General features: G+C 66.6%; 18 protein-coding genes. 7 read left to right on the top strand and 11 right to left on the bottom strand.

Annotated elements, in window-relative coordinates:
• The first annotated feature begins 14 nt into the window (after positions 1 to 14).
• Positions 15 to 872: a KPN_02809 family neutral zinc metallopeptidase gene (ypfJ, locus tag FHS69_RS01735; protein WP_166776062.1), complete on the top strand. Its 858-nt coding sequence runs from the start codon at positions 15 to 17 to the stop codon at positions 870 to 872.
• Between the two features lie 69 nt (positions 873 to 941).
• Here ypfJ and FHS69_RS01730 read toward each other — a convergent pair whose 3' ends face one another.
• Together FHS69_RS01730 and FHS69_RS01725 are read right to left on the bottom strand one after the other, a co-directional pair.
• A complete protein-coding gene (locus FHS69_RS01730; protein ID WP_166776060.1) occupies positions 942 to 2,687 on the bottom strand; it encodes a M56 family metallopeptidase in 1,746 nt (581 codons plus the stop codon).
• Positions 2,684 to 3,073: a BlaI/MecI/CopY family transcriptional regulator gene (locus FHS69_RS01725; RefSeq protein ID WP_166776058.1), complete on the bottom strand. Its 390-nt coding sequence runs from the start codon at positions 3,071 to 3,073 to the stop codon at positions 2,684 to 2,686. Before FHS69_RS01725 ends, FHS69_RS01730 begins: the two co-directional genes overlap by 4 nt.
• A gap of 136 nt (positions 3,074 to 3,209) precedes the next feature.
• On the opposite strand from FHS69_RS01725, the gene FHS69_RS01720 reads away from it, so the two are divergent.
• Positions 3,210 to 3,875, top strand: a complete 666-nt coding sequence (locus FHS69_RS01720; RefSeq protein ID WP_166776056.1) for a peptidylprolyl isomerase — start codon at positions 3,210 to 3,212, stop codon at positions 3,873 to 3,875.
• Here FHS69_RS01720 and FHS69_RS01715 read toward each other — a convergent pair.
• Genes FHS69_RS01715 through sdhC form a run of 5 tightly spaced genes read right to left on the bottom strand, consistent with a single transcriptional unit; the run spans position 3,872 to position 8,697 of the window.
• Complete coding sequence (locus tag FHS69_RS01715; RefSeq protein WP_166776054.1) at positions 3,872 to 4,735, bottom strand: glycoside hydrolase; 864 nt, start codon at positions 4,733 to 4,735, stop codon at positions 3,872 to 3,874. The two genes, FHS69_RS01720 and FHS69_RS01715, sit on opposite strands and share 4 nt — an antisense overlap.
• 10 nt (positions 4,736 to 4,745) lie before the next feature.
• Positions 4,746 to 6,059, bottom strand: a complete 1,314-nt coding sequence (locus FHS69_RS01710) for a M20/M25/M40 family metallo-hydrolase (protein WP_166776052.1) — start codon at positions 6,057 to 6,059, stop codon at positions 4,746 to 4,748.
• A complete protein-coding gene (gene sdhA / locus FHS69_RS01705; protein WP_166776050.1) occupies positions 6,059 to 7,918 on the bottom strand; it encodes a succinate dehydrogenase flavoprotein subunit in 1,860 nt (619 codons plus the stop codon). Before sdhA ends, FHS69_RS01710 begins: the two co-directional genes overlap by 1 nt.
• The gene (gene sdhD, locus FHS69_RS01700; RefSeq protein ID WP_067466243.1) at positions 7,918 to 8,304 is read right to left on the bottom strand and encodes a succinate dehydrogenase, hydrophobic membrane anchor protein; all 387 of its coding nucleotides are present in this window, start codon (positions 8,302 to 8,304) and stop codon (positions 7,918 to 7,920) included. The genes sdhA and sdhD overlap by 1 nt, the downstream gene beginning before the upstream one ends.
• Positions 8,305 to 8,316: 12 nt before the next feature.
• The gene (gene sdhC, locus FHS69_RS01695) at positions 8,317 to 8,697 is read right to left on the bottom strand and encodes a succinate dehydrogenase, cytochrome b556 subunit (protein WP_067466240.1); all 381 of its coding nucleotides are present in this window, start codon (positions 8,695 to 8,697) and stop codon (positions 8,317 to 8,319) included.
• 110 nt (positions 8,698 to 8,807) lie between these two features.
• Here sdhC and FHS69_RS01690 point away from each other — a divergent pair, with 110 nt between their 5' ends.
• The 4 genes from FHS69_RS01690 to FHS69_RS01675 are packed head-to-tail and all read left to right on the top strand — an operon-like array spanning position 8,808 to position 12,057.
• Positions 8,808 to 9,518: an SDR family NAD(P)-dependent oxidoreductase gene (locus FHS69_RS01690; RefSeq protein WP_067466237.1), complete on the top strand. Its 711-nt coding sequence runs from the start codon at positions 8,808 to 8,810 to the stop codon at positions 9,516 to 9,518.
• The gene (locus tag FHS69_RS01685) at positions 9,508 to 10,416 is read left to right on the top strand and encodes a subclass B3 metallo-beta-lactamase EFM-1 (RefSeq protein WP_122630822.1); all 909 of its coding nucleotides are present in this window, start codon (positions 9,508 to 9,510) and stop codon (positions 10,414 to 10,416) included. The genes FHS69_RS01690 and FHS69_RS01685 overlap by 11 nt, the downstream gene beginning before the upstream one ends.
• Complete coding sequence (locus tag FHS69_RS01680) at positions 10,409 to 11,314, top strand: 50S ribosomal protein L11 methyltransferase (RefSeq protein ID WP_425128213.1); 906 nt, start codon at positions 10,409 to 10,411, stop codon at positions 11,312 to 11,314. The genes FHS69_RS01685 and FHS69_RS01680 overlap by 8 nt, the downstream gene beginning before the upstream one ends.
• Positions 11,287 to 12,057, top strand: coding sequence for a DUF2459 domain-containing protein (locus tag FHS69_RS01675; protein WP_341801647.1), 771 nt, complete (start codon positions 11,287 to 11,289; stop codon positions 12,055 to 12,057). The genes FHS69_RS01680 and FHS69_RS01675 overlap by 28 nt, the downstream gene beginning before the upstream one ends.
• On the opposite strand, the gene FHS69_RS01670 is transcribed toward FHS69_RS01675, so the two are convergent.
• Positions 12,000 to 13,088: a serine hydrolase gene (locus FHS69_RS01670; protein WP_341801646.1), complete on the bottom strand. Its 1,089-nt coding sequence runs from the start codon at positions 13,086 to 13,088 to the stop codon at positions 12,000 to 12,002. The two genes, FHS69_RS01675 and FHS69_RS01670, sit on opposite strands and share 58 nt — an antisense overlap.
• A gap of 72 nt (positions 13,089 to 13,160) precedes the next feature.
• On the bottom strand, positions 13,161 to 14,639 hold the full coding sequence (locus FHS69_RS01665) for an FAD-binding protein (protein ID WP_166776046.1): 1,479 nt from the start codon (positions 14,637 to 14,639) through the stop codon (positions 13,161 to 13,163).
• A gap of 142 nt (positions 14,640 to 14,781) precedes the next feature.
• Between FHS69_RS01665 and FHS69_RS01660 the strand changes: the two genes are divergently transcribed.
• Complete coding sequence (locus FHS69_RS01660) at positions 14,782 to 15,453, top strand: SDR family oxidoreductase (protein ID WP_166776043.1); 672 nt, start codon at positions 14,782 to 14,784, stop codon at positions 15,451 to 15,453.
• Here the strand turns inward: FHS69_RS01660 and FHS69_RS01655 are convergent, their stop codons facing one another.
• Together FHS69_RS01655 and ligA are read right to left on the bottom strand one after the other, a co-directional pair.
• Complete coding sequence (locus FHS69_RS01655; protein ID WP_166776041.1) at positions 15,454 to 15,945, bottom strand: CinA family protein; 492 nt, start codon at positions 15,943 to 15,945, stop codon at positions 15,454 to 15,456.
• A 1-nt stretch (position 15,946) separates the two neighbouring features.
• Entirely contained in the window at positions 15,947 to 18,136 is a 2,190-nt protein-coding gene (gene ligA / locus FHS69_RS01650; protein ID WP_166776038.1) for an NAD-dependent DNA ligase LigA, read from the bottom strand.
• Positions 18,137 to 18,147: the final 11 nt, after the last annotated feature.

Genomic DNA, 18,147 nt, shown 5'->3' with positions numbered 1-18,147 from the left:
ACAAGGGAATGCGCATGCGGCTCAATCCGTTCAACACCGGCAATATCAATGTGCGATCGAGCGGCGGCGGCGGCGTGCCCGGCGGCAAGGCGGGCGGCCTTGGCTGCGGTACGATCGTGATCGCGGCGCTGGGGTATTTCGTCTTCGGGCTCGACCCGATGCAGACCGCGGGCATGGTGGAAAGCGTCCAGCAGGGCCAGCAGCAGTCCGGTCCGGCAAACACCGATGAACAGGCGATCTGCACCAGCAGCGCCTATGCGCGCGAAGCGTGCAACGGGCTCGATTCGCTTAACCAGACCTGGGCGGCAACGTTCGAGCAACAGGGCTTCGGCGACCAGTTCCAGCAGCCCACGCTCGATCTTTACGGCGGCGGCGGGGTCAACACGGGCTGCGGCGCGGGCAATTCCTCGATGGGCCCCTTCTACTGCCCCGCCGACCAGACGATCTATATCGACACCAGCTTCTACGACACGCTCGAACGCCAACTCGGCGCAGGGGGCGATTTCGCGCGCTATTACGTGCTGGCGCATGAATACGGCCACCATATCCAGACGATCACCGGGATCTCGCAGCAGATCCGCAGCGCGCAGCAGCAGAACCCCTCGCGCCGCAACCAATTGCAGGTGCTGATGGAACTGCAGGCCGATTGCTATGCCGGCGTATGGGCAGGCAAGAACCGCAATCTGATCGAGCCGGGCGATATCGAGGAAGGCATGAATGCCGCCGCGGCGATCGGCGACGACCGGCTGACCGGCGGGCGCGTTTCGAAGGAGAACTTCACCCACGGCACCTCGCAGCAGCGCAGCCAGGCGCTGCGGCTGGGCCTGCAGGGCGACGACCGCGCCTGCGACAGGATCACCAATATCGGCTGACGCGGAGGGCGGGCAGCAAAAAGGGCGCGGCCCCGTCGACCGCGCCCTCATGGGTCGCACTGCATGCGATCAGCGCGAGAGCCGGGCGATCTCCGCATCGATATCGGCCAGTATTTCGGCGCGGGTTTCATCGGACCACTTGCTATCCGATGCGATCGACTTGCGCGTGTGCTTGAGCGCCTTCAGCGCCACCATGTCGCCATAGCTTTCGCACACATACATGGTGGTGCGCCCCTTGGCGTCGACCTTGGTGGTGACCGCGCGGTCCTTGTCGAGGCATTTCATCACCACCTTGGGAGCGCTGGCGACGGCCTTCTCGGCCACGGCCTCGGCGCGGACCTGCGCTGCTTCGGCATGCGCCTCCGCGAGTGCAACCTGGACCTCGCGTCGGCTTTCCGCCCGGTCGACCTGCCGCGCTTCGATCTGCTGCAACTCGCGCTGCACCTTGCCGCCATCGGCCAGGTCCTTGCGCAACTGAGCCATTTCCTTCTTGAAGGCGCGCTTTTCCTTGTCGCTCATCTGATCCCAGTTGCGGCCGTCCCAGCGGGCATGGCGCGCCGGGTCGCGCTCGACCCGTGCCACGGTCTCACGGGCGCGTTCGATATCGCGTTCGGCACGCTCGATATCGCGCTCGGCGCGGATGAACTCGCGTTCGATCCTGCGCTCCACAGCGGCGGTGAATTCACGCTCGCCCGGCTCTTCGGGCGCTGGCGGGGCATCCGGCACATCAGGAGCGGGCGGCGCATCAGGCGCAGCGATGGCGGGGGCGACCGGCGCGGTGGGCGCGAAAGGTGCAGCGGGTGCCTCTGGCGCCGCTACGGGCTCGGCATAGCTGATGCTGGCGGTCATCGGCACTGCCAGCAGCGCCGCAGCCACAGCGCCACGCGCCGCCCAGCGGCGCCCGCGCGAATCATCGTCCATCGGCAGGCTCTTGAGACGGTGGATGATCGACTTGTCGCCCAGAACCGGGCAGGCCATCGGCGCGGCCAGCGCGGGGCGCGGCGCGATCTGCGGACGGCGCGCGAAATCGGCGATGATTGCGGCATAGGCGGCGCGCTCGTCGCGGCTGCGGCTGGCGACGACGCGCGCATCGCAGGCGGCTTCCTGGTCGCGGCGCATCGCGTCCCACCCCATCCAGCCGAGCGGATTGAACCAGTGGATCGCGAACAGCGGCTGGACCAGCATGTTGACGAGGATGTCGTGCCCGCGGTGATGCGCCAGTTCGTGCGCGATCGCGAGGTCGCGGACCTGCCGCTCGCGGCTGGCCATGAAACCGTCGGGCAAGGCGATGACCTTGTCGAACACGCCGAATGCCATCGGGCCCGAGATCGCGGTGGTCTCGATCATGCGGATATCGTCGACTTCGCCGACCGGGCGCGCATTCTCGAGCAATTCGCGGCGCAGCTGCGCATAGAGCCAGAAGCGACGGCCCATGAAGATCGCCGCGCCGATCAGCCACAGCACGACCAGCGGCGAAAGCAGATCGATCGGCGAATCCATCGGCACCGGCGCCAAAGTGGCACCCATCTCTGTCTGACCGAGCACTTCCGCCCCTTCGGGGACCAGCGCCGCAGCGGTGGCAGTGTCGGCCACCGGCGCGGTGTCGGACAGCGCCGGACGCATCCAGCCGGGCAGCGTCACGGGCGGCAGTATCAGCCGCGCGAGCGGCAGGAACCACAGCGCATAGGCTGCCCCCGCCCCGAAATGGCGCGCCACGGGACGGCGCAGCAGCAACACCAGCGCGATCAGCGCGCCGGTCCACATCAGCGTATCGAACAGGAAGCCGTCCCAGCCGGCGTGGATAAGCTCGGTCATTTGCGCATCTCCCTCAAGAGCGCCTCGATTTCGGTGAGATCGTCATCGGTCAGCGCCTCGCTTTCGGCGAGCTGCGCAAACAGCGGCGCAGCGCGGCCGCCGAACAGGCGATTGACCAGCCGGCGGCTTTCGACCCCGACATATTCGGACCGCGCGATCAGCGGACGATAGAGAAACTTGCGTCCCTGCGGCTCGGTACCGACGGCCTCCTTCTGGACCAGCCGGCTGAGCAGCGTCTTGACGGTGGGGATCGACCAGTCGCGATCGGCGCAGATCGCCTCGCACACTTCGGCGGCGGAAATCGGGCTGCGATCCCACAACACTTCCATCACCGCATGTTCGGCTTCGCTGATCCGTTCGCCCGGACCGTTGCTCCGCTTGGCCATTTCCAACTCCTGAAGTCTGTCGCGCAATTTACGATTACGTCTGTAGCCGCAACGACTACGAATGTAAACCTGAAGCGTGGATGAACGCGCGCGAAAGGAACTTGCTTATCGACCAACGTCAGATCACTCTGGATAAATGACGAGGATTCTTGCTGCCCTTGCCCCCTTCGCGCTTTTGGCTACCCCGCTCGCCGCGCAGGACGAATCACCTGCTCCCGCTGCCCCGCCCGAGCGCGAGTTTGCAACGCAACTGGTCCTGATAGAGACCAGCATGGGCGACATCACCGTGTCGCTGGAAACCGAACGCGCCCCGATCACCGCCGGCAATTTCCTGCGCTACGTCGACGAGGACCGGTTCGACGGGACGAAATTCTACCGCGCGATGCACCTAGACTATGGGGAGCCGCCCAACGGGTTGCTGCAGGGAGGCACGCAGATGCATCCCGACCGCGTGCGCGACCCGATCGCGCATGAGCCGACCAGCGCAACAGGGCTCAGCCACACCGATGGCGCGCTGTCGATGGCGCGCTACGACCCCGGCAGCGCGACGGGCGATTTCTCGATCATGATCAAGGACCAGACCGGGCTCGATGCCAATCCCGCCTCGCCCGATCCCAGCCTGCAGGCGGGTTTCGCAGTGTTCGGCCATGTCGTCGACGGGATGGACGTCGTCCATGCGATCCACGCCGCGCCGATCGATCCCGACAAGGGCGAAGGCTGGATGAAGGGGCAATTGCTGGCCGAACCGGTCGAGATCATCGACATGCGGCGCGTCGGCGACGCATCCGCCCCCGCGGGCTAGCAAACCTCGGCAGTGTTTTCCGGCAACGGTCCCGGCGGGACGCGCGCGGGATGCATGTGGAAGGGATCCGACTGCAGCCGGTGGTTCTCGCCATAGGCCGCTTCGAGCACTGCATAGAGCTGCGGGTCGTAGGCCGCGAGGTCGGTGTGGTTCAGGATCTGACGCCCGTCGAACGCCTGTAGCCGGTTGGAATTGAACCAGAACTGCGAGCCCTCGGCCCAGTATTCCTGCACCGTCGTCGTGGTGTATTCCTCGAACCACAGCCCGTTTGCCAGCGCATGGGCATAGGCCGCCTCGACCCGGGCGTAGAGCGCCGGATCCGCACCCTGGATCGCGAAGAGCACATTGTGGGCGAATTCGTGGACGAAGATCGTCTCGCCGTAATAGCGGCTGACCGGCAGGCCCAGCACGTCCTCTTCGGCACCGGCCATGCGCTCGCCGCCAATGCCGCGGGCGCGCTCGTCCCAATATTCGCGATCGGTCTTGGCGCCGATACGCTCGTCGTAATGCTTGCGTTCGCAGCGGGTGAGGCGCGGATCGCCGCGGGCGGGTTTCGTCCAGTGTGCGTTTTCGGGCAGGTCCAGCAGCCCTTCGTCGCGCGCAATCAGCGCCACGCGATAGTCGTTGGCGGCGAGCCATGCAGCCAGATCGGGCCGGTGCGCGAGCATTCCGCGCATCATGTCGCGCGCGGCGAACAGCGCTGCGTCGGGCACGCGCTGCGAGGACAGGATCGGAATGCCCGCAGCAGCGAGATGCTTGGCATAGAAGGGCGCAGCGCCAAGCCGCTCGGGCGGAGAACCGGCAGTGGTCGCACAGGAGGCGAGCAGCACCGCAAGTCCGAGCGTTGCCAGCGACCGCATCGGCGCAGCGCTATTTCGCGGAAGCGTCTTGCGCCAAGCGACTCATCAATATCGCCGAGCGCTGCGCCTGCCGAACGATCGAGCGCAGGTCGATCGTCTCGCCTTCTGCATGGCTGCCGCTGCCCGCGGGCCCCATTCCGGCAAGCCCGTCGACATGGGGCGCGACGAAGCTGATGTCGGCGGCGCCGCGCCGCGAAGGGGGATAGGGCTGCATCGCCCCACGCCCGAGATCGGCATTGATCGCATTGAGCCGGTCGAGCAGCGCGGCATTGCCCGCGCTCGGCGCCATCGGCGGATAGCGGAACTCGATTACGATTTCAGCCTCGGTGCCCGGCAGGTGATCGGCGACGATGGTGCGCATGCGTTCGGCGGTCGCCTCGTTCTGTGCCGGGGTCAGCGCGCGCAGGTCGCCGCGCGCCACCGCATGCGAGGGGATGATGTTGGTCTTGCCGCCGGTGGTCGCCGAAAGGCCGTCCTCGCCCAGCTCGGCTGGCGTGCCGCCCGCCATGAAGCCGACGTTGTAGGTGAGGTTTTCCTCGGGCAGTTCGCGCCGGAAGCTGTCGAGAATGCGCGCCATTTCATAGATCGCACCATAGCCCGCATGATCGGAGAATATGCCCGAGCTGTGCCCGCTCTTCGCGCTGGTGGTGAGCGTCCAGCTGCCTGACGAACGCCGCGCGATCACGCCCGCATCCTTGCCATCGAGCTGCGACAGTCCCTCGTAGCCAAGCGCGACATCGGCCCACTGGCCCGCCTCGACCAGGTCCGCGCGTGCCGCTTCCAATGGTTCGCCGGCATCTTCCTCGTCGCCGGTCAGTGCGACGACGATGTTCGCGCCTTCCAGCGTGCCCGCCGCTTCCATCGCGCGCAGCGCGGCGAGGATCACTACGATCCCGCCCTTGTCGTCGACCACGCCCGGGCCGGTCGCGCTGTCGCCATCGCGGACGAAGCCGGTGAAGGGGGAATCGGGCTCGAACACCGTATCGAGGTGCCCGATCAGCAGCATCTTGGTGGTGCCGGGTGTGCCTTCGTGCCGCGCGAACAGATGGCCTGCGCGCCCGTTCGCCGACTGGTCGATCCACTCCACCTCGAAGCCAAGCGATGCGAGTTCGGGTGCAAGCACATCGGCGACTGCCTTCACGCCCGCATGGTTGTGCGATCCCGAATTGATCAGCGTGATCTGCTCGAGCAGCGCGACGTCGCGCTCGAACCCGCTCTCGACGGATTCGACCATGACCTCTTCCGCATCGCTGAGCTGCGCGGTGGCGGGGGCGGCAAGCAGCGCCGCGAGACCCGCGACGAAGCCGAGCGCCCCCGCCCGCATCAGTAGACGCGCTTCTTCGGCTCGATGTACTTTACATCGTCGGTCAGCGTGTATTCGTGCACCGGACGGTAGTCGATCTCGACCGCGCCCTTGCCCGAACCCTGCGCACCGCCGCCCCAGCCGTCGAACCAGGCGATGGTGTGCTTCATCCATTCGGCATCGTTGCGGTCGGGGAAGTCCTCATGCGCATGCGCGCCGCGGCTTTCCTTGCGGTTTTCCGCGCTGACCATGGTGACATTGGCCTGCGCCATCAGATTGTCGAGCTCGAGCGTCTCGATCAGATCGCTGTTCCAGATCAGCGAGCGATCGTGGACCTTAATGTCGGCCATGCGCGCGTTGATCGCGGCGAGGTTCTCGACGCCTTCGGCCATCAGCTTGCTGTCGCGGAACACCGCCGCGTGGCGGGTCATGGTCTTCTGCATGTCCGCGCGCAACGCCGCAGTCGGCGTATCGCCATCGGCATAGCGGAAATAATCGAGGCGACTGAGCGAAAGCTCGGCGCTGTCGGTGGGCAGCTCGTCATGGCTGGTGCCGGGCTTAATCAGTTCCTTGAGCCGGTGGCCGGTCGCGCGGCCGAAGACCACGAGGTCGATCAGCGAGTTCGAGCCGAGGCGGTTCGCTCCGTGGACCGAGACGCAGGCTGCCTCGCCCACCGCGAACAGGCCGGGGACGATCTTTTCGGGATCGCTCTTGTCGCCCGCCATCACTTCGCCGTGATAGTTACAGGGGATGCCGCCCATATTGTAATGGACCGTCGGCGTCACCGGCAGCGGTTCGCGGGTCAGGTCGACGCCGGCGAAGATCTTGCCGCTCTCGGTGATCCCCGGAAGGCGCTGGCCCAGCACGGCCGGATCGATGTGGTCGAGATGCAGGTAGATGTGGTCCTTTTCAGGGCCCACGCCGCGGCCTTCGCGCATCTCGAGCGCCATCGAACGCGAAACGACGTCGCGGCTGGCGAGATCCTTCGCGCTGGGCGCATAACGCTCCATGAAGCGCTCGCCCTCGGAATTGGTGAGATAGCCGCCCTCGCCGCGTGCGCCCTCGGTGATGAGCACGCCCGCACCGTAGATGCCGGTCGGGTGGAACTGGACGAATTCCATGTCCTGCAGTGGCAGGCCGGCGCGCAGCACCATACCGCCGCCGTCACCGGTGCAGGTATGCGCGCTGGTGGCGGTGAAATAGCAGCGACCATAGCCGCCCGTCGCCAGCACCACCGCTTTCGAACGGAAGCGGTGGATCGTGCCGTCGTCGAGGCACATGGCGATCACGCCGACGCATTCCTTCTCGCCGTTCGCACCGGTCTTCATGATCAGGTCGAGCGCGAAATATTCGATGAAGAAGTCCGCGTCGTACTTGAGGCTCTGCTGGTAGAGCGCGTGCAGCATGGCGTGCCCGGTGCGGTCGGCAGCGGCGCAGGTGCGCTGCACCGGCGGGCCTTCGCCCATGTTCTGCATGTGGCCGCCGAAGGGGCGCTGGTAGATCGTGCCGTCGTCGTTGCGGCTGAAGGGCACGCCGGCATGCTCGAGTTCGTAGACCGCCTGCGGCGCCTCGCGCACCAGATATTCGATCGCGTCCTGGTCGCCGAGCCAGTCGGAGCCCTTGACGGTATCGTACATGTGCCACGACCAGTGGTCGGGGGTGTTGTTGCCGAGGCTGGCGGCGATCCCGCCCTGCGCGGCGACGGTGTGCGAACGCGTCGGGAAGACCTTGGTGATGTTGGCAGTCTTGAGACCGCTTTCGGCGGCGCCCATCGTGGCGCGCAGGCCCGAACCGCCCGCCCCGACGACCACCACGTCATAGGTGTGATCGGTGATCGGATATTCGCGACCGTTGATGCTGAAAGTGTCGTTCCGGGCCATCAGGCGGCTCCTCCAAGGGCGAGGCGGGCGATCGAAACGAGGCCGAAGGCGCCGCCGCCGATGGTTGCAAGGTTGAGAAGGGCGAGCGTGCCGAACTTGGTCCCGGCATCGTGGACATAGTCCTCGACCAGCACCTGCAGGCCGAGGCGGGCGTGCCAGAAGACCGACACGATCAGCAGCGCCAGCGCGGTTGCGGGCAGCGTCTGCGACGCCCAGCCGGTCACGGTCGCGAAGGAATAATTCGGCAGCAGCGCGAGGCTGAGCGCAAGGAACAGTGCCAGCACGATGTTGCCGATGGCGGTAAAGCGCTGCACCAGCCAGTGATGCGCGCCCTCGTGCGCCGAGCCAAGCCCGCGCACGCGTCCGATGGAGGTTCCGTTACCCATGGATGATCCCCTTTAGCGAAGCAGGACGAGGGCCCAGAAGCCCGCGGTGAGAAGAATGCCGATGACCGGCGCGAGGATCGACCAGGTCTTGTTCGTGTCGAGCTCGTAGCCCGCACCGATGTCGAGCACGAAGTGACGCAGCCCGCTCATCATGTGCGTGAAGAAGGCCCAGCTCAGCCCGACCAGCACGACCATGCCCAGCGGCGAACCCATCACCGTCTCGAAGGTCGCATAGGCCGCGGGGCCGGCGGCCATTGCGCCCAGCCACCACAGCAACACGCCCAGACCGACCAGCGCCATCCCGTCTCCGGTTATGCGGTGCAGGATCGAGACCGCCATATGCGGACCCCATTTCCAAATCTGCAGATGCGGCGCCATCGGGCGATTGGCCATTGTTCTCTTCCGATAGAAAGTTCTTGGTGCGCATCCCCTTAGCGATGTGAACGTGTGTGACAAGGCGCGCGGCCTCGACAAATTGCGCAAATTTTTCGAATAGGCTTTGCATGACATGCATTCTTCTCACCGGCTCCAGCCGTGGCATCGGCGCCGCGGCCAAGGCCGCGCTGGAGGCGCGCGGGGCCCGCGTCGTGGGCCAGGCGACGCGCAGCGAATCGGTCGACACCGTGCCCGCCGATTTCTGCGAACCGGGTGCGCCGCAGGAATTGTGGCAGGCCGCGCTAGCGCGCGCGGGCGGCGCGATCGACGTGCTGGTCAACAATGCCGGCCTGTTCGATCCCAATCCGATCGACCGGTCGGACATCGGCTGGCTCGATGCCTGGGAAGACACGCTGCGGATCAACCTGACCGCCGCTGCACAGCTCAGCCGCTTCGCGGTGCGCCACTGGCAGGCACGGGGCGTGCCCGGCCGCATCGTTCATGTCGCGAGCCGCGCGGGGCACCGCGGGGATTCGCCCGCCCACTGGCATTACGCCGCGAGCAAGGGCGGAATGCTGGCGATGCACAAGACCATCGCCCGCCAATATGCGAAGGACGGAATCCTCAGCTTCGCGATCACGCCCGGCTTTACCGACACGTCGATGGCGGGCGACTATCTCGAAAGCCGCGGCGGGCCGGGCCTGCTGGCGGACATTCCGCTCGGCCGCGTGGCCGAACCCGAAGAAATTGCACGGCTCGTCGAATTCTGCGCGCTCGATGCCCCCGCCAGCATGACCGGCGCCACGCTCGACGCCAATGGAGCCAGCTATGTCCGCTAGATGCCTGCCCGCGCTGACGCTGCCGCTGGCCCTTGCGGCTTGCGCCCCGCCGATCCAGACGCCCGATCCACTGCCCCCGCGCGAAATCGTCACGCCGCAGCAATGGGCGCAGCAATGCACCGACTGGGACGAATGGGACAAACCCGCCCCGCCCTACCGCATCCACGGATCGACCTATTACGTGGGCACTTGCGGCATCGCCGCGATCCTCGTCGCGGGCGACGGCGGCCATATCCTGATCGATAGCGGGACCGAGGCGGGCGCGGATGTGGTGCTCGACAACGTCGGCAAGCTCGGCTTCCGTCCCAACGAGATCGCCAGCCTGCTGCACAGCCACGAACATTTCGACCACACCGGTGGGCACGCGCTGGTCAGGCGGGAAAGCGGCGCCCATGTCGTTGCCTCGCCGCAGGCCGCGCCGGTCCTGCGTACCGGCGAAGACGACCCCGCCGATCCCCAGCACGGCCTGCACGATGCGATGGAGCCGGTGCCGGTCGATGTCATCGTGCGCGACGGTGAAACCGTGCGCAGCGAAAGCGCGACGCTTACCGCGATCGCGACCCCGGGGCACACGCCGGGGGCGTTGAGCTGGGCATGGCAATCCTGCGATGAGGCAGGTGATTGCCTTTCGATAGTCTATGCCGATTCGCTTTCGCCGATCAGCCGCAAAGGCTATCGCTTCGGCGACCACCCCGAGTACCTCGAGGGCTTCCGTGCCGGCCTCGAAAAGCTCCGTGCGGTCGATTGCGACATCCTGCTCACCCCGCATCCCTCGGCCAGCGACATGGTGACACGCGCCGCTGCGGGATCGATGGTCGGGGGCATGAGCTGCGTGGACTATGCCGATGCGGTCGAAGCGCGGCTCGACGCGCGGCTGGTGGAGGAAGCGGGTGACTGACGCCTGGAAGATCTATGCCGAGGTTTCGAAGCCCGTCGCCAAGGCCGCGCTCGTCGCGCATGAAGACGCGCTCGACTGGCCGGCGGACTGGGTAATCACCGGGATGGAGGTGGCCGACCACCTGCCCGACGAATGGACCTTCGAGGTCTATCTCGATCACCGACCCAGTGAAAAGGAAATGGCGCGGGTCGCCGCGCTGTTCGAGGACGGGCCGCCGGAATTCACCGTCGAGAAACTGCCCGAGACCGACTGGGTCACCGAAAGCCAGAAAGGCGTCGACCCGATCCGCGCGGGACGGTTCCACGTCCGCACGCCCGACCACCAGCCCGACCCCGAACTGGTCGATTTCGTAATCCCCGCCAGTCAGGCCTTCGGGACCGGGCAGCACGAGACCACCGCGGGTTGCCTCGCGATGCTCGACCTGATGAAGCGCGAAGGCGTGGTGTCGCGCAACCACATCGATGTCGGGACGGGCACCGGCCTGCTCGCCTTTGCCGCAATGGAACTGTGGCCGCATGCACGCGCCACCGCTTCGGATATCGACCCGGTCTGCGCAGGCGTGGTGCGAGACAATATGGTGGGCAATTTCGTGCCCGAGGGCGACGGTCCGGGCGAACTGACCATGGTTATTGCCGATGGGATGGAGGCCCCGCTCCTGCGGTTGCGCGGCCCCTATGACCTGTTCATCGCCAACATCCTTGCCGGGCCGCTGGTCGAACTGGCCCCGTCCTTCGCGCAGGCCATCGCACCGGGGGGCAATTTGTTGCTGGCGGGGCTGCTCGAGACGCAGGAGCCGCGCGTACGCCGCGCCTACCGCGCACTCGGTTTCCGGCTCTCGCGACGACTGATCAACGGCGATTGGTCGATCCTGTGGCTGCGCAAGAGCCGCGTGCGGTGATCCGCTGGCGGCGCTGGCTGTCCGCGCTGGTCGCGCTGCCGCCTGCCGCCCTTGCGTTGTTCCTGCTCGCCGCGTGGATCGGCAGCAGCCTGCCGCGCAACGCCGACTGGACACCCCCCGCCGCGGGTATCACCATCATGGTCGAAACCAATGGCATCCACACCGGCATCGTCATGCCCGTGAACACCCGGGTCAAGGACTGGCGCGAGACTTTCCCTTCCGCCGGTCGACCACGGGCCGACGGGCAAATGCCGACTCATGTCGCGATCGGCTGGGGTGAGAAAGAGGTTTTCCTGAACACGCCGACCTGGGCCGATCTGGAAGCGCGCACCGCACTGCGCATCGCGCTGCAAGGCGGTGACGGGTTGATGCGCGTGGGCCACTACGTGCGTCCCGCATCATCCGTATATCACCGCCCCTTGCGACTGCGCCCGGCCGAATATGCGCGGCTGGTCGAGCGGATCGAAGCCGCCCTCCCCCCGCTCGCGCCGGAAGAAACGCGGCGAACCTACCGGAGTTTCGAACCGGGTGCGCGCAATTACGACGCGCTCGGCCGCTACACGCTGGCCAACACCTGCAACCAGTGGGTCGGCGATACCCTCGCCCATGCTGGCATCGCCATGGGCCGCTGGACCCCGCTGGCAGGGGGCGTGATGAAATGGGTGCCGGAGCCCGGCCTCGACAGTCAGTCGATCGCTGCATCCGGCCGGGATGCAGGTACGGGAGCGCGCATCGCCTCGTAGCGTGCCACTGCGCGCACCACCTGCTGCATCATCTCCATCCGCACCGGCGTGGGCTCGCGGGTCCGTGCGATCATCACCGCTATCGCATAGCTGCGCCCGCTCGGCGCGGTGAACAGGCCGATATCGTTGTAGCCCGATTGCTCGCCGTCGAAAAACTGCCCGGTGCCCGTCTTGTGGCGTACGATCCAGTCCTCCGGCGCGCCCGCCTTGAGCCTTTGCGGCCCGCTCTTGGTTCGCGCCAGCGTGCCCAGCAGCAGGCCGGTCGATCCCGCTGACAGCAATTCACCGCGCTGCAACCGCGCCAGCGCCTCGACCAGCGCAACCGGGGGTGCCCCGTCGATCGGGTCCGCCAGGTAGCTTTCGAAGGCCTCGCGCCGTGCGGCCTCGTCCACGCGGTCGCGCGCGTCGAAGAAGGCGGGGCCCTGCGCATAGGACTGGCGCCATTCGAGACCCGCTATCGCGCTCTGCTTGCTGCGTTCGTCGGTCCCGAAACGGATGCTTGCCAGCCCGTGCGTGTCGAGAAAGTCCTGCACCGCCTCGGCGCCGCCCACCCGCCGTAGCAGGCGGTCGTTGGCGGTGTTGTCGCTCTCGGTAATCGCGCGCTCGATCAGCTCGGCATAGTCGCTGGAGAAACTGCCGTCACGGCGCACGATGTCGCGGATAGGCTGGTGGAACACGGTCAGGTCGGCGGTGCGGATCGCGACCATTTCGGATAGGTCGAGCCGCCCCGCGTCAACCTCGTCGAGCGCGGTCATCGCCACCCATAGCTTGCTCACGCTTTGCTGCGGGAACAGCTCGAGCCCGTTGAAATGCAGCGTGCGTCCGCCCTCGATATCACGCACCGCGATGCCGACATGACCGTCGAAGGTCCCACCGATCCGGCTGACCGCTTGATCGAGTGCCCGTTGCTCCGGCGTCAGCGGCGCGGCTTCGACCGCCTCGTTTGCCTGTTCGACCAGCGGGTCGCGTGCGCTGTCACCCAATCGCGGAAGCCAGACGGTGAGCAGCGCGAGCAACAGGACGGGTAACACCAGGAGGAGGAAGCGGAACGGGTGCGACACATGCTATCAACGCGCTGCGTCGCGCCGGTTCCGCAGGCGCTGTCAGGCGAGGCCCGCATCCGCCGCGCTCTCGCCCGCCAGCGGCTGCCCGACATCGAGCATCGCGCGCACGCGCTCGGAGAACATCAGGTTCCCCTGCGGGAAATGCCGCGTGTAAATGTCCATCAGCTGTTCGAGATGGTCCTGCCCGTCGCTGTTCAGCGCTGCGCGGAAATCGGGACCCAGCGCGCTCTTGCCGAAATGCGGCCGCGTGTCGGGTTCGTAATGCATCACGAGACGCTGCAACCGTTCGAGCCAGGCATAGTCGCGCGGATCGGCGAACAGGTCGATCGCCGCCATCGGCTGGCGCGCATTCGCGGCGAAGACCGGCCCGGCGGTGCCGGGCAGTTCGCGCACCGAGATGATGCCTTTCAGGTAAAAGCCCAGATCGCGCAGCGCATCGGCCTCGCGGATGATGAATTTTACCACCGCAGGGGCCTTCTCGACCGGTACGAAAAAGGCGAGATTGTACCCCGTATAGGTGGTCGAGAAGAGCCCGCGGGTGATGCTCGGCGCGCGGTTTTCCTTCAGCCCTGGCTTGGGGTCGTAGAGATAATCGAGATCCTGCGGGTCGGTCACCACGCGCTCGCTCTGCTTGAGGTCGAGCCAGTCGATGAAGCGCTGCATCGGCCGGCGAAACCACGGCAGGAAGCGGTCGAAATTGTAGTAATGCTTGAGAAACCACTTGGCGAAATGCCCGCCGCCGCCCTTCGCCTCGGGATGCGCGGTCGGTTCCACTCCCTTGTCGCATTCGGCCAGCGCATGCAGCATGATCACCGGGTCTTCGGGGTCGGTATAGGGCATCACCGCCCAGTTGGCCGCGATCGCGCCCTGCTTAAGCTCGGCCAGCTTGGACAGGCGGCTCATCGAGCTGACCGAGACGTAGGGTTCGAGCGGCTTGGTCTCGAGCACCAGTTCGATGATCGGCGCGATTGTGCCGAAAGACAGCGCGACATGCGCGAAATCGGGATCGCCACGCCGCAGCGTGACGCGCCGGCCCGCGCCGTCGAGAAAGGTCAGCTCGACCACGCTGTCGGCCATGACCGCGCGCGGGCCGAAGCCGTGCGTCCCCGTCGCCAGCGCGCCGATGACCGACTGTTCCATGTAATTGCCCGAATTGAGCAGCCCGCGGCCGCGCCCGTCGCGCAGGAACAGCTTGAGCTCGCGTACCGAGACCGAGGCGCCCACGCGCACCGTCTCGCTGGCAGGGTCGTAGGCGAGCGTCTTCAACCCGCCCTCGCGCATCAGCATCGCGGTGACACCGGGCACTACCTGCACGCCATTGTAGGAATGCGACTGCCCCACGCAGCTGTAGCGTCCCTCGCACACCAGCCGTTGCAGCGCCGCCTCGTCCTGCGGAATGCGTGCCTCGGTCTCGCAACGGAAGACGTTGATCCACGAACGGATCCAGCGTTTTCCCTCGGTCCCGATGGCGCGTGCGTCGGCCGCGCGCTCGCGGCGGCTCAGATTGCTCCCGATCATGGCGTATCCCCCTGCCAAGCCCCTGTGGTCCCTGCATAACCCGTTGAGGCGCGCGATGCGAGGACAGGATCGACATGACCGCACGCGGAACTTCGCCTGCGCCGACGCGCTGTGACGGGGCAAGGACAGACAAGGACCAATCATGACCCAGACCCTCCTCATCACCGGTGCCTCGAGCGGCATCGGCGCCGCCACCGCCCGCGCTGCCGTGAAAGCCGGATGGCAGGTGGCATTGCTCGCCCGCTCGCGGGACGCGCTCGAACAGCTGGCCGCCGAACTGGGCGACGCCGCGCTGGCCCTGCCCTGCGACATCACCGAACGCGACCAGCTTAGCGACGCGGTCGGCAAGACGGTCGAGCGTTTCGGCGGCCTCGACGCGGTCTATGCCAATGCGGGCAAGGGTTCCTCCAGCCCCGGCATCGAGCAGGGCGATCCCGACGACTGGCACGCGATGATCCATCTCAACGTGCTCGCCGTGCTCACCACCGCGCATGCCACGCTGCCGCATCTGCGCAAGACGAAGGGACATTTCGTGGTCACCGGCTCGAAGGCCGGGCGCGATCACATGAAGGGTTCGGTCTACGGCGCGACCAAATGGTTCGTGCAGGGGCTCGCGGGCAATCTGGCGGAGGAAATGCGCGAATGGGGTGGCCGCTGCACGCTGATCACCCCGGGAATGGTCGACACGCCCTTCTTCGACGAGCCCAAGCCCGACAAGATCCAGCCCGGCGATGTCGCCAATGCGGTGGTCTTCGCGCTGTCGCAGCCGCGCAGCGCGGATGTGCGCGAGATCCACATCATGCCAAGCGGCTAATCAGCCGCGCAGCGCGTTTTCCAGCGTCTGCAGCGCGGCGCGCGTAAAGGCTTCCATATTGGCGATCCGCTCATCGCTGCCGGTCTCGGTTACCCGGACGAATTCGAAGCCGCCGGGCCCCGCTACTGCCGCACAGCTGCGCCCCGCAGGCGCGCCGCTTGGGTGGCTCGACCCGCCGACCGAACCGCTTTCGGCGATGCCCCATTGCGCGCCGAAATTGTCGCGGATCGCGCCTGCCTGCAGCAGCGCATAATCCTCGCTTGCCCCGCGCATTCCGGCATAGGCTTCGCGCGGGAGATCGAACAAAACGTCGCGCGCGCGGAAGGAATAGACCACTCCGCTTCCAACGAAAAAGTCGAGCGCGCCGGGCACGGTCAGCAGCGAGGCCGCGATCAGCCCGCCGGTAGCGCCATCGGCCACCGCGACCTTTTCGCCGCGCTCGCGCAGCAGCTGTGCGATCCGCAGCGCCTGTTCGTGCGTCTGTTCGAGCATGTCAGCCGGCCGCCTTGACGATTTCCGCCCAGCCGGCCTCGTCCACCACCTCGATCCCGAGTTCGGCGGCCTTCTTCAGCTTGCTGCCCGCACCCGGCCCCGCGACCAGCAGATCGGTCTTGGCGCTGACCGAGCCGCTGGCCTTGGCGCCCAGCCGTTCGGCCTGCGCCTTGGCCTCGTCGCGGCTCATCGTCTCGAGCTTGCCGGTGAACACCACCGTCTTGCCGCTGACCGGGCTGTCACGCGTCTCGACTTCGTAGCGCTGCGGTTCGACCACTCCCTCGCCCGGTGCCGCGCCGATCAGATCGTCCCACACGCTGCGGTTGTGCTCCTCGTGGAAGAAATCGGCCAGCGCCTGGCCCACCGCAGTGCCGATCCCGTCGGTGCGGACCTCGAAGATGCGCTTCACCGCTTCGACCATGCGCGTGTTGAACGGGCTTTCCTTCTCGCCCTCGGCGCGCGGGTGCTCGAGGCAGTAGGTGCGGAATTCGGCAGCCTTCCGAGGCAGCTGGCGAATATCGCCCAAGCCCTTCATCAGATCGCGCGCGGTGACCGCGCCGACATGGCGGATCCCCAGCCCGAACAGCAGCCGCGCGGCATCGGGTTCACGGCGCGCTTCCACGGATTCCAACAGGTTGTCCACAGAGCGTTCCTTCCACCCGTCGAGCGCAAGAATATCCGCGCGCCGCTGCTTCAGACGGAAGATGTCGGCGGGGCTTTCGAGCCAGCCAAGCGCAAAGAACTGGTCGATCGTCTTCTCGCCCAGGCCATCGATGTCAAGCGCCCCGCGACTGACGAAATGCTTAAGTCTTTCCGTGCGTTGCGCGGGACAGATAAGACCGCCTGTGCAGCGCACGTCGACCTCGCCCTCCTCGGCCACCGCCTCGCTGCCGCATTCGGGGCAATGATCGGGGAAGTGGAAAGCCTCGCGCTCGGCCTCGGGGGTGAGGTTATCCACAAGCTGTGGAATAACATCGCCCGCGCGCTGGACCACCACGCGGTCGCCCGGACGCACGCCCAGCCGTTCGATCTCGTCGCGATTGTGCAGTGTGACATTGGTCACCGTCACACCGCCGACGAGGACCGGGGCGAGCCGGCCGACGGGGGTCAGCTTGCCCGTTCGACCGACCTGGATATCGATGCTCTCGAGCGTGGTCTCGGCCTGTTCGGCGGGGAACTTGTGCGCCAGCGCCCAGCGCGGCGCCTTGGCGACAAAGCCCAGCCGCTGCTGGTAGTCGAGCCGGTCGACCTTGTAGACCACGCCATCGATTTCATAGGGCAGGTCGGGCCGCGCCGCGGCGATGGTCTCGTAATGCGCGAGGATTGCTGCGGCGTCGTCGAACCGCGCGAACAGCGGCGAGACGGGCACGCCCCAGCGCTCGATCACGCGGACCACCTCTTCCTGCGTCTCGCCCGGCACATCGGAAGCCGCGCCCCAGCCATGCGCCCAGAACTTGAGCGGGCGCTGCGCGGTGACCTCGGCGTCCTTCTGCCGCAGCGATCCCGCCGCCGCATTGCGCGGATTGGCGAACTGGCGGACCTTGCCCGGGTCGAATTCCTCGCCCTTTTCCTCCGCCGCGACGCGCGCGTCATCCATCAACCGCGTGTTGAGCGCCTCGAAATCGGCGCGCGCCATATAGACCTCGCCGCGGATCTCGAACACCTCGGGCGCATCGCCGGCAAGCTGCTGCGGGATATCGGCAATATGCGCGACATTGGCGGTAACGTCCTCGCCCACCTGCCCGTCGCCGCGCGTCGCCGCGCGCACCAGCTTGCCCTTCTCATAACGCAGCGAGCAGGACAGGCCGTCGATCTTGTCCTCGGCCGTAAACACCACAGGATCGCCATCGGACAACGACAGGAACCGCCGCACGCGGGCGACCCATTCTTCGACCTCCTCCGCATTGAAGGCATTGTCGAGGCTCATCATCCGGACCTCGTGCGTCACCTTGGAAAGCGGCGAGGTGGTGGCGGTGTGGCCGACCTTGCGGCTGGGCGAATCCTCACGCACCAGATGCGGAAACGCTGCCTCAAGTTCGGCATTGCGCCGCACCAGCGCGTCATATTCCTGGTCGGTGATCTCGGGCGCGTCCTCGGCATGATAAAGCCGGTCGTGCTTTGCGATCTGCCGCGCCAGCCGCATCAATTCGTTGGCGGCTTCTGCCTCGGAGGGGATTGTGTCGCTGTTCATCGAAGAATCGC

The organism is Qipengyuania flava (assembly GCF_011762005.1).
Classification (GTDB): domain Bacteria; phylum Pseudomonadota; class Alphaproteobacteria; order Sphingomonadales; family Sphingomonadaceae; genus Qipengyuania; species Qipengyuania flava.
Note: the sequence above shows the minus strand (reverse complement) of the source record. Positions and strands in the feature narration are given on the sequence as shown.

Coding starts and splice junctions, on each gene's coding strand:
- ypfJ (WP_166776062.1), top strand. CDS start 15: ATGCGGCTCAATCCGTTCAACACCGGCAATATCAATGTGCGATCGAGC.
- FHS69_RS01730 (WP_166776060.1), bottom strand. CDS start 2,687: ATGACCGAGCTTATCCACGCCGGCTGGGACGGCTTCCTGTTCGATACG.
- FHS69_RS01725 (WP_166776058.1), bottom strand. CDS start 3,073: ATGGCCAAGCGGAGCAACGGTCCGGGCGAACGGATCAGCGAAGCCGAA.
- FHS69_RS01720 (WP_166776056.1), top strand. CDS start 3,210: ATGACGAGGATTCTTGCTGCCCTTGCCCCCTTCGCGCTTTTGGCTACC.
- FHS69_RS01715 (WP_166776054.1), bottom strand. CDS start 4,735: ATGCGGTCGCTGGCAACGCTCGGACTTGCGGTGCTGCTCGCCTCCTGT.
- FHS69_RS01710 (WP_166776052.1), bottom strand. CDS start 6,059: ATGCGGGCGGGGGCGCTCGGCTTCGTCGCGGGTCTCGCGGCGCTGCTT.
- sdhA (WP_166776050.1), bottom strand. CDS start 7,918: ATGGCCCGGAACGACACTTTCAGCATCAACGGTCGCGAATATCCGATC.
- sdhD (WP_067466243.1), bottom strand. CDS start 8,304: ATGGGTAACGGAACCTCCATCGGACGCGTGCGCGGGCTTGGCTCGGCG.
- sdhC (WP_067466240.1), bottom strand. CDS start 8,697: ATGGCCAATCGCCCGATGGCGCCGCATCTGCAGATTTGGAAATGGGGT.
- FHS69_RS01690 (WP_067466237.1), top strand. CDS start 8,808: ATGACATGCATTCTTCTCACCGGCTCCAGCCGTGGCATCGGCGCCGCG.
- FHS69_RS01685 (WP_122630822.1), top strand. CDS start 9,508: ATGTCCGCTAGATGCCTGCCCGCGCTGACGCTGCCGCTGGCCCTTGCG.
- FHS69_RS01665 (WP_166776046.1), bottom strand. CDS start 14,639: ATGATCGGGAGCAATCTGAGCCGCCGCGAGCGCGCGGCCGACGCACGC.
- FHS69_RS01660 (WP_166776043.1), top strand. CDS start 14,782: ATGACCCAGACCCTCCTCATCACCGGTGCCTCGAGCGGCATCGGCGCC.
- FHS69_RS01655 (WP_166776041.1), bottom strand. CDS start 15,945: ATGCTCGAACAGACGCACGAACAGGCGCTGCGGATCGCACAGCTGCTG.
- ligA (WP_166776038.1), bottom strand. CDS start 18,136: ATGAACAGCGACACAATCCCCTCCGAGGCAGAAGCCGCCAACGAATTG.